Origin of the sequence: Amycolatopsis regifaucium, from assembly GCF_001613935.1 — a bacterium.
In the GTDB taxonomy this organism is placed as follows: Bacteria; Actinomycetota; Actinomycetes; order Mycobacteriales; family Pseudonocardiaceae; genus Amycolatopsis; species Amycolatopsis regifaucium.
The window spans coordinates 1-8,831 of sequence record NZ_LQCI01000041.1 but is presented as its reverse complement, the minus strand read 5'-3'; the positions used below and the strand labels follow the sequence as shown (position 1 = coordinate 8,831).

The window sequence follows — 8,831 nt, the reverse complement described above, 5'->3', positions numbered from 1 at the left end:
ACTCATGTCACTCATCCCGCCCGTGCGACCTCTGACCTGACTGAATTCCATGGTGCCAGGCCAGAGGCCCTAGCGGGGTGGGCGCGCGCACCTTTCACCCGCTGACACGGACGTGTCTACTCGCCCCTGATCCTGTATCGGACGACGAACCTGCGAGCGCAGGTGTCGACCCCTCGCGAGTTGAACACATTGACCTGCCACACGCCCGCTTGCTGGTAATGCGCATCAGAAACAACCGCGCTCCCCCCACTAGGAGAGGCGTTGAACCCGGGATACCTGGCGCCACCAGCCAGGGAGGTAAAAGTCATCGTGCCACTTTGAGGCCCGATAAAGCGTTGCAAATCGACATACGTGATCCTAACGTCGAAATTTCCGTTACCGTCGAGTTCGGAACCGAGATAGGAATCCGCGAAAGAAGTTCCGCAATCGAGCGGCAACTTCTCGGGCGAGGCGCCGGCCACCCCCGCCATGGGCACTACCAGAGCAAACGTTGAGATCACTGCGGCTAAAATCCTGCTTTTCCTCACAAAGCACCCTCCCTGACTTGAACTTGACATTGACCGTCCTTGTTCCCAGCAGGAACTGCGTCAACGAGGGCGGACATCCCTGGGCTCACTCCGCGCATACGAATGACCAAGGCCGACGGGTTGGGAAATGCGCATTCTCTTACGAAAGCGCGGAACCCTGCAATCCCAGCTCTCACCTGTTGACGCAGAATCGATTCGTGCGCCAACAGGAACATTGCCAACCTTGGCAGATAAAAGAAATACTCCATTCGGGTGATTGAAGATCACTCCAGTTTCTGCAAATTATTTCGAGAATGCCACGGAATTCGTAGAAGGAATTTCCGGCTGTGCGGGGAGCTGGCGACCCGCGGGGACTTCCTCATTGGTCGTGACCAGACAGCCCTGCACGACCGGGTGCCCCCAGATCGGCTCCGTCCCCGTCTCCTTCCTGCCCTCCCACCCGCGCCATGCCCTGTCTCGATCCCTGACTGCGCGCGCTGTCCCGGCTCGGTGATGGTGCGGAGACGTGGAGTCCGCTGACCTGCGGCTCGCCAGATTGCCTGCGCTGCTTGGGCTGTTCGCTGGCTCGTCGCTGCGATCGCCAACGCCACCTTCGCCGTCCGCTAGGACGAGCGCGGCAGACGGCGCTCGCTGATGCGCCGGATGGATCATCCGGTGTGGAAAGTGCTGGGCTGTTCGAGTGGTCGTGATTTTCTGGCGCTGCGGTTGGTGATCGTCGGGCGCTAGCGTCGGCTGGTCTGGCGGCGAACCCGCCGTCTGGGGAAAGCCTTCGGGCTTTGAGGGGAGATTTTCCTTATTATGCAACGGAAATTGTTGCGGCCCTGTGTGCTGCGCACAATCAGCGTGGCCACTGCCGGTGTGCTGCTGGCCGTGGTTCCGGTGGCGGCGTCGCCCGCCGTGGCGGGCGAGGTCTCTGGTGGTGTGCCGTTGCCGGTGACGTGGACGCCGCCGGCGCAGGTGAACCGGACCCCGACGGGTGTCCCGGCCGATCAGGTCATCGAGAGACCCGCGGAAGCCAGACCGGGTGCGGGACCATCGACCATGTCGGTGACCTGCGCGACCTTCGCTCGGCTGGGTACTCAGCCGTGGTTCCCGATGGACCGGTATCCGATCTCCGACGGCACCGAGTTGCAGGTCAACCGGGCCAACGGCAACGCCGTGATCACCGACCGGGCGCTGACAGTGAAAGGCACGGGGCTGGATCTGTCGGTGAACGCGGTCTACAACAGCCGCGGTATCGGTGGCGCGTTCGGCAAGCAGTGGACGGTGTCGAGTGGCCCGGACGTCCAGCTGGACGTCCGTATCGGCTCAGTCATCGTGCAGGACCCGACGGGGTACTGCTCGGAGTACATGCAGAATCCCGACGGCAGCTACGCCACTCCGATCGGCGCCCACGCCACACTGGTGAAGCTGGCCGACGGCAAGTACACGCTGTCGCAGCACTCGTCGGGTGAGACATGGTCGTTCACCGGCGCGGGGCGGCTGATCTCGCAGGCCGACCGCAACGGGCACAGCCTCACCTACCGCTACAACGCCACCGACGGCACGCTCGCCTCGATCACCGACACCCAGGGCCGCGTCACCACCGCCACCACCAATGCCGACGGGCGCATCAGCGCGATCACCGACCCGTCGGGCCTGGTCGCCGGCGGCTACGCCTACACCCAGCCGGGCCCGGGCGGCCGGCTGGCGAGCATCACCAACCGCGGCGGCGGCAAGACCACCTTCACCCAGGACGAGATGGGTCTGGTCACGTCCGTGACACCGCCGGCGGGCGGGACCTACACCCTGACCTATGACACAGGGGGCCGGGTGACGCAGGTGAAGGCACCGAACTCCGACGGTGTTCCCAGCGTCACCGACTACGCCTACGGCGACACGACCACCACGGTCACCGACCCCAACCGTCACAAGACCACCTACACCATCGACGACAAGCAGCGTCAGACCAAGGCCACCGACGCACTCGGCCACACCCGGGCCCAGTCGTGGTCGGCGAACGGTGATGTCGCGAGCGTGACCGACGGCATGAACAACTCGGTGACCTACGACTACGATTCGCTCAACAACCTCAAGGGCGGGAAGCTCCCCACCAGCGCGACCGCGTCGGTGGGCTACACCGACACCGCGCACCCGCATCTGCCCACCCAGGTGTCGGACTTCTCCGGCACCAAGGTCACCAAGTCTTACGACAGCAACGGCAACGTCAAGACTGTGCGCTCCGACGGTCTCGGCGCCGACGTGGCGAAGTACACCTACACCGCCACCGGCCTGGTCGCGACCAAGGCCAACGGCAACGGCAACATCACCCGTTACGGCTACGACAACGCCGGGAACCTGACCACGGTGACCCCGCCCGCGCCGCTCAAGCCCACTGCCTACACCTACGACTCCCTGTCGCGGGTGGCGAGCGTGACCGACGGCAACGGCGTCAGACTCAACTACGGCTACGACAAACTCGACCACATCGTGGCCGTCTCCACCGCAGACGGCACCGGCCTCGCTGCCTACGGCTTCGACGGCATCGGCAACCGCACCAGCGCACGCACCGCGCACGCCGAGTTCACCAGTACCTACAACCGGCAGCTGCTGACCCGGGTCACCCGCACCGCCGGCGGGAGCAGCCAGGCGGCGATCTACTCCCACGACCGCGCCGGCAACGTCACCGGAGTCGAGGATCCCAGCGGGCGCACCCTCTACGGCTATGACGCCGCCGACCAGCTGACCTCGCTGACCGACCAGGCGGGCAAGGTCACCGGCTACGGCTACGACAACGCCGGCAACCGCACCTCGGCGTCCCTGCCCGGCGGCAGCACGCAGACCATCGAGGTCGACGCCAGCGGGCGGCAGAAAGCCATCACCGTCAAAAACCCTGGCGGTGGCGTGGTGTTCTCCAGCAGCTACCGCTACACCCGTGCTGATGGCACCGACACCGGCCAGATCCAGTCCCGCACCGACTCCACCGGCACCGCCGTGAACACCTACGACGGATTCGGCAGGCTCACCAAAGCCGGTACCCGCGGCTACGCCTACGACCTGGCCGGGAACCTCACCTCCGGCGACGGGCGCACCTACACCGTCAACACCGCCAACCAGATGACCAAGGTCGACACCACCACCGCCGACTACGACGGCGCCGGCAACCTTTCGACCACCACCCCCGGTGGGCAGGCCCGCTACAGCCCCACCAACCAGCTCACCTCGATCACCTCCGGCACCAACACCCTGTTCACCGCCTCCTACGACACCCTCGACCAGACCCAACCCGACACGATCACTGAGACCACCGGCGGTACCACCACCAGCCACGCCTTCACCCGCACCGCCCTCGGCGTGTCCCGCACCGTCGTCAACGGCGCCACCACCACCTACACCCACGACACCGACGGAAAACTGACCGCCGTCACCGACACCACCGGTAAACACCACAACGCGATCACCGACTACCAGGGCAGCGTCCTCGCACTGGTCAACGACACCGGCACCGTGACAGCCCGCTACGACTACACCCCCTATGGCACGGCCGCTGCCACCAACCTCGCCGGCTCCGGCGCGGACGCCAACCGGATTCGCTGGATCGGCACCTACCAGCTCGCCTCTGGAATCTCACTGACCGGATCGCGCCACTACAACCCCGTCTACAGCCGCTTCACCCAACCCGACCCCACCGGACAGGAAGAGAACGCCTACGCCTACACCCAAGGCGACCCGCTGAACAGGAGTGACCCCTCCGGTGCTGCATCGGCACTGAACGGCTGCGCAGGTGCGGTTGTGGGGGTGGCCTTACTCGGTGTTGCCCTGCTCGGTGGAGGAATCGGTCTGGTCGCCGCTTTTCATCGCAGTGGACACTCTGGGGGTCGGGCTGGCCGTCACGGGCCTCGCCGCTGGTGCTGCCGGCGGCCTCACCATCGATAGTAAGGCGTGTCAATGACCACCACATCCTGGATCGGCATCGCAGTACTGTTGACCGCGATCCTGCTCGGGGTGATCGCTATCTTGCGTAGCAAGAACCGGCGATCGAAATGACGGTCAGCAACGCATCGCCGACCAACGTGGGGCGGCCACGCCGCTACCTCCGCGACGCCCAAGGTGCCGTCACGCCTTAGACAAACGACGCCGAACGCAACGAATCATGCCGACAGGGGTCGCCGAGACGACCACGCAAGCCCCCGGCCGAGCCCGGCCGGGGGCTTGCGGAGCCCGACGTGTTGATCACGCCGGGCTCCTCCTTTGTCAAAAGCTGGTGGGCCTCGCCTCATTCGATGCGAGGCCCACCGTCATTTCGGCCCGCTGCCGTTACACCTACGCCTACGCCCAAGCCGACCCCCTCAACAACAGCGACCCCACCGGCGCCGTGTCTAAGGGATGCGTCAATGCCGGCGTCACTTCCATCCTCGGTCTGCTGGGAACCACCGCCACGTACGACGTCAGCGCCGCCACCGGCGGCGTCACAGCCGGACTGGCGGTGGGATCAACAGTCGCGACCGTGACCGCCATCAGCAATGCAGCGCTCGCCTGCAGGAAGTGACATCACCGACGACAAGGAGGAACACACACCGATGAGCAAAGCCGTGAGCATGGTTTTCCTGGGCATATCGGGAATCTTGCTCATCACTCTCGTCGTGCTGGCAGTCATCTGGCCAACCACACTCACCATCGCGCTGGCCGTGATTCTCGCCTTGCTGTTCGCCTACGCCGCCTTCTCCCTGAAGCGCAGCGGGAAAGAACAGCGGTAGCACCAACGGGGGCACTTCTCCCTTCGGGACACGAACGGTGGCCCTTCCGAATGAACGGAAGGACCACCGTTCGCTTGACCCACCTACTCCGTAGGGCCCGGCGTGACATGTCACGCCGGGCCCTCGCGTTGTCCAGATCGGGAAAGTGGGGCCGGGCTGCTCAACACTCAGGTACGTCGGAGGACCACCGTCATGTGGAGTTGGCTGCTGGCCAGCCCTGTCGCCGCCACCGGGATCACCGCGATCACCCGCTGCATCCTGGCCAAGATCCGCGCTGAGAGCCGCAGACGCGAGCTCGAGATCGCCCTGAACAACGCCACCCCCGCCGAACGCGTCGCGATCCTCCGGGCGCTCTGCGATCAACCCAGCACCCCGGCCCGCCGACGACGCGAGGCGGACTCTTGATCCGTTCTCCCGGCTGCATAGTCGTTACCGCGACCGGTCGTGGCCGCCGACGTGACGTCCTTCGCCCCCCATACATCACCACAAGCAATGCTCGCGCGTGTCGCGTTCAAGGCGCGCCATGTGGTCGAATTGCCCCCTTGGCGCCTTCGTGGACGGCGGGGTGAACAGTGGCCACCTTTCATACTCAGATCGCCGAAGGGCACGTAGCGATCGGAGACCCTTCGTACGACTACCAGGCGTGAAGTTGACGAGTGGGCCGAAGACCGGATGGGCGCGACGACGGTGGCGGGCCCGCGGGGGCACGTGGTGGTGGGCGATCGTGGTCATCGTCGTCCCGGTCGCGCTGATCGCGGCCGGGGCCGTGACCACGCTGCTGCTGTTCATCGATCCGGGCAGCGACGCGAAGAACAGGATCGAGCTGATCAAGGTCGGTCTCACGGTCGGGGCAGGTACCGGTGGCGTGGTCGCGCTGGTGCTTACCGGGCGCCGGCAGTGGTCCACCGAGCACGACAACACTGAACGACGGTCAACGAAGCCTGGTTTATCAAGGCGACTTTCACCGGCGACGTTCGGTTCCATAAGGCGACCTTCACCGGCACCGCCCTGTTCGGCGAGGCGACCTTCACCGGTGGCATCGCCCAGTTCCACGGGGCGACCTTCACCAGTGCCGCCCTCTTCGATGAGGCGACCTTCACTGGCCCAGTCTTGTTCGACGAGTCGACGTGAAAGCCCTGGCCGCAGCGAGTGCCAGGCCCCGAGTTACGCGCCGGGACCGCCATCGTCTGGTTGCTCGGGAGCTTCGATGAGATCACACTCGTCCACCCAGCGAGCCAGGAGGCTCAGGGTCGCTAACCGCTCGAGCGCGGATTGATCGTCGAGCTCCCCGACACCGTGAGCCGCGCTGTTGCGGATCGTCATCTGCACCCCGGGAGCGAAGAACCGCAAACCGGAGTTCATGGTGCTGACGTCCCGGTCATTTGGATCGCCGGGCCACCGCAGCCGAGGTTGGCCAAGCAGGGGCTCCCTGTCAGAGAAGGTTTGCTGCCACAACGAAGTCTCGGAGACGTCGTTGCGTTTGGTGCGCGTCTTGACCATCAACACCAGGGCTTCAGCGGCACCGGCCACGGCTTCGCGGAAGTGACCGTCGCGCCACAAGCGTGAGGCTGCGCCCCAGACCGTCGGATGCATAGCCTCCGCGCCCACACTGGGCGGGCGTTCCGCCTCGGCCTGCAGGATCAAGCCGTCCAGACGGCCGAGAGCATGGTCACATGCGCCAAGCACATCCGAAGCCTCCAGCAATGGCTTCGGCCGAGTGATCGTCTGCCAGTTCGTGATCGGGTCTACGACGCCCGCGCCTTGCACGCCCATCGCGATGCCGGTCAGCGGAACCGCAGTGGCCGCCAGGCCCGACAGCCGAGAAACCTTGGCCTGCCGCCGCGCGATCTCCTCGGGATCCGCACCATCACGTGGGAGCACCGCCGGCGCAAACCCCGGCGCCAAGCTCTCCAAGCCCGCGTTGATCACATGAAGCTCGAGAAACTCGACCAGCGCCGCGCGAAAGTCCGCTACCGCGCCCGCAACCGACCTCAGGTAATCAGGATTCTTCCGCGCTTCCATAGCCGGATCGTGCCACGACGACGCAGACCAGCACCTACGCCGCGCCACCCGGATTCGTCATCGTTAAATCCGGCGTCCTACCACCATCACGCCTGCCGCCAATTAAGTAATGTCAGCATTGTGCTGACGACATGTCAGCCTTAGGCTGACGGCATGACGATGGGCGAGAACGCGGTCAGCCCGGCCGCCGAGGACCGGGCGCCGGAGGCTGTCCAGTACACGGTGGACCAGGAACCGATCGGCGCGGACGCGGCGCGGCTGCTCTACGCCGATGACGCGCGCCGTCTGTCCGACCTGGTGCGCAACCTGGTTCCGACTGAGCGTGAGCATGCCCCGGGCGACTACGTCCACGAGGCCCTGCTGGTGCTTCGGCAGGCCGAGCGGCTCGCGGCGCTGGCCGTCGTCGTCGAACGGGCCCGCGGTTCCCGCTGGGAAGAGATCGGTGTCGGAGCCGGCGGCATCACCAAGCAGTCGGCGCAGCGCCGTTGGGCCGAGACCACCGAGGTCGTCGACGCGCTCGCCGACGGCATCGGTACGGAGGGCTTGCGCAGCCGTCGCGCCTCCACGAGCCGACAGCTGGCCGAGGACCTCGACGCCTGGTACCTGCGACACCTCGAACCCGGCGACGTCGCCGACGACACAGGCCAGCCGGTCAGCGGCTATCTGACCAAAGCTCTCCTGCCGCCCGGCCCCGTCCGGCGGGCACCGTCGGACATCGTCCGGTCGGCGAACCTGCTCGAAGCCCCGCCTACGCGCCAGCCCGCAGACGAAACTCCGGCATGAGCTCTTACCAGGCTGAATCAGCTGGCGGAGGATTCATTCAGTCGATCCGGCTGGCTCCGGGCTCGGATACCGGCCGCTATCCCTTCACTCTGCCCGTCGTGCGGGACCTGGCCCGCACCGGCGGCCTGGCACTCGACCCCGGGATCACGTTCCTGGCCGGAGACAACGGCACCGGCAAATCCACCCTGGTCGAGGCGATCGCGGTCGCGGCTGGGTTCAACCCCGAAGGCGGGTCGCAGTCCTTCCGGTTCGCTACCCGCGCTACCGAGTCCAGCCTCGGTGAGCACCTGATCCTGCGCCGCGGAATCCGCAAACCCCGCACCGGGTTCTTCCTGCGCGCCGAGTCCTACTACAACGTCGCCACCGAGATCGAACGCCTCGATCAGGACCCCGGCTCTTCGTCGCTGCTGGCCGCCTACGGCGGGATCTCCCCGCATGAGCGCTCCCACGGACAGTCCTTCCTGGACCTGGTCACGCACCGGTTCGGTCCAGATGGGCTCTACCTGCTCGACGAACCGGAAGCGGCGCTGTCCCCGCGTGGCTGCATGGCGCTGCTCGCCCGCATCACCGAACTGCGCGCCAGCCGATGCCAGTTCCTCATCGCCACCCATTCACCCATCCTGCTCGCCGTCCCCGGTGCGCGGATCCTGCAGATCGACAGCGACGGCGAGATCGAGCACGTCACCTACGACAACGCCGAGCCCGTCACCCTCACCCGCGGATTTCTCACCCACCCGGAGCGATTCCTGCACCACCTGCTCAC

At 66.0% G+C, this 8,831-nt stretch carries 8 protein-coding genes; 7 read left to right on the top strand and 1 reads right to left on the bottom strand.

Annotation, left to right across the window (positions count from 1 at the left end; translation table 11 throughout):
- Nucleotides 1–1,370: 1,370 nt before the first annotated feature.
- The 5 genes from AVL48_RS30905 to AVL48_RS40885 all read left to right on the top strand — a co-directional run bounded on the left by AVL48_RS30905 (nt 1,371) and on the right by AVL48_RS40885 (nt 6,394).
- The gene (locus AVL48_RS30905) at nt 1,371–4,442 is read left to right on the top strand and encodes an RHS repeat-associated core domain-containing protein (protein ID WP_063054160.1); all 3,072 of its coding nucleotides are present in this window, start codon (nt 1,371–1,373) and stop codon (nt 4,440–4,442) included.
- Between the two features lie 328 nt (nt 4,443–4,770).
- Nucleotides 4,771–5,055, top strand: coding sequence for an RHS repeat-associated core domain-containing protein (locus AVL48_RS30900; RefSeq protein ID WP_061990212.1), 285 nt, complete (start codon nt 4,771–4,773; stop codon nt 5,053–5,055).
- A 31-nt stretch (nt 5,056–5,086) separates the two neighbouring features.
- Nucleotides 5,087–5,263: a hypothetical protein gene (locus tag AVL48_RS39275; protein WP_156515784.1), complete on the top strand. Its 177-nt coding sequence runs from the start codon at nt 5,087–5,089 to the stop codon at nt 5,261–5,263.
- A gap of 192 nt (nt 5,264–5,455) precedes the next feature.
- A complete protein-coding gene (locus AVL48_RS30895) occupies nt 5,456–5,668 on the top strand; it encodes a hypothetical protein (RefSeq protein ID WP_061990210.1) in 213 nt (70 codons plus the stop codon).
- Nucleotides 5,669–6,211: 543 nt separating this feature from the next.
- The gene (locus tag AVL48_RS40885) at nt 6,212–6,394 is read left to right on the top strand and encodes a pentapeptide repeat-containing protein (RefSeq protein ID WP_082857822.1); all 183 of its coding nucleotides are present in this window, start codon (nt 6,212–6,214) and stop codon (nt 6,392–6,394) included.
- A 33-nt stretch (nt 6,395–6,427) separates the two neighbouring features.
- Here AVL48_RS40885 and AVL48_RS30890 read toward each other — a convergent pair whose 3' ends face one another.
- A complete protein-coding gene (locus tag AVL48_RS30890; RefSeq protein ID WP_061990208.1) occupies nt 6,428–7,285 on the bottom strand; it encodes a TIGR02391 family protein in 858 nt (285 codons plus the stop codon).
- Nucleotides 7,286–7,438: 153 nt separating this feature from the next.
- Between AVL48_RS30890 and AVL48_RS30885 the strand changes: the two genes are divergently transcribed.
- Nucleotides 7,439–8,068, top strand: a complete 630-nt coding sequence (locus AVL48_RS30885; protein WP_061990206.1) for a hypothetical protein — start codon at nt 7,439–7,441, stop codon at nt 8,066–8,068.
- Between the two features lie 98 nt (nt 8,069–8,166).
- Nucleotides 8,167–8,831 (top strand): AAA family ATPase (locus tag AVL48_RS30880; RefSeq protein WP_244162681.1); only part of this gene is annotated, 665 nt, incomplete at its 3' end.

Bases quoted from the DNA above. Each gene is read 5' to 3' on its own strand.
- AVL48_RS30890 (WP_061990208.1), bottom strand. From the start codon at position 7,285: ATGGAAGCGCGGAAGAATCCTGATTACCTGAGGTCGGTTGCGGGCGCG.
- AVL48_RS30885 (WP_061990206.1), top strand. From the start codon at position 7,439: ATGACGATGGGCGAGAACGCGGTCAGCCCGGCCGCCGAGGACCGGGCG.
- AVL48_RS30895 (WP_061990210.1), top strand. From the start codon at position 5,456: ATGTGGAGTTGGCTGCTGGCCAGCCCTGTCGCCGCCACCGGGATCACC.
- AVL48_RS39275 (WP_156515784.1), top strand. From the start codon at position 5,087: ATGAGCAAAGCCGTGAGCATGGTTTTCCTGGGCATATCGGGAATCTTG.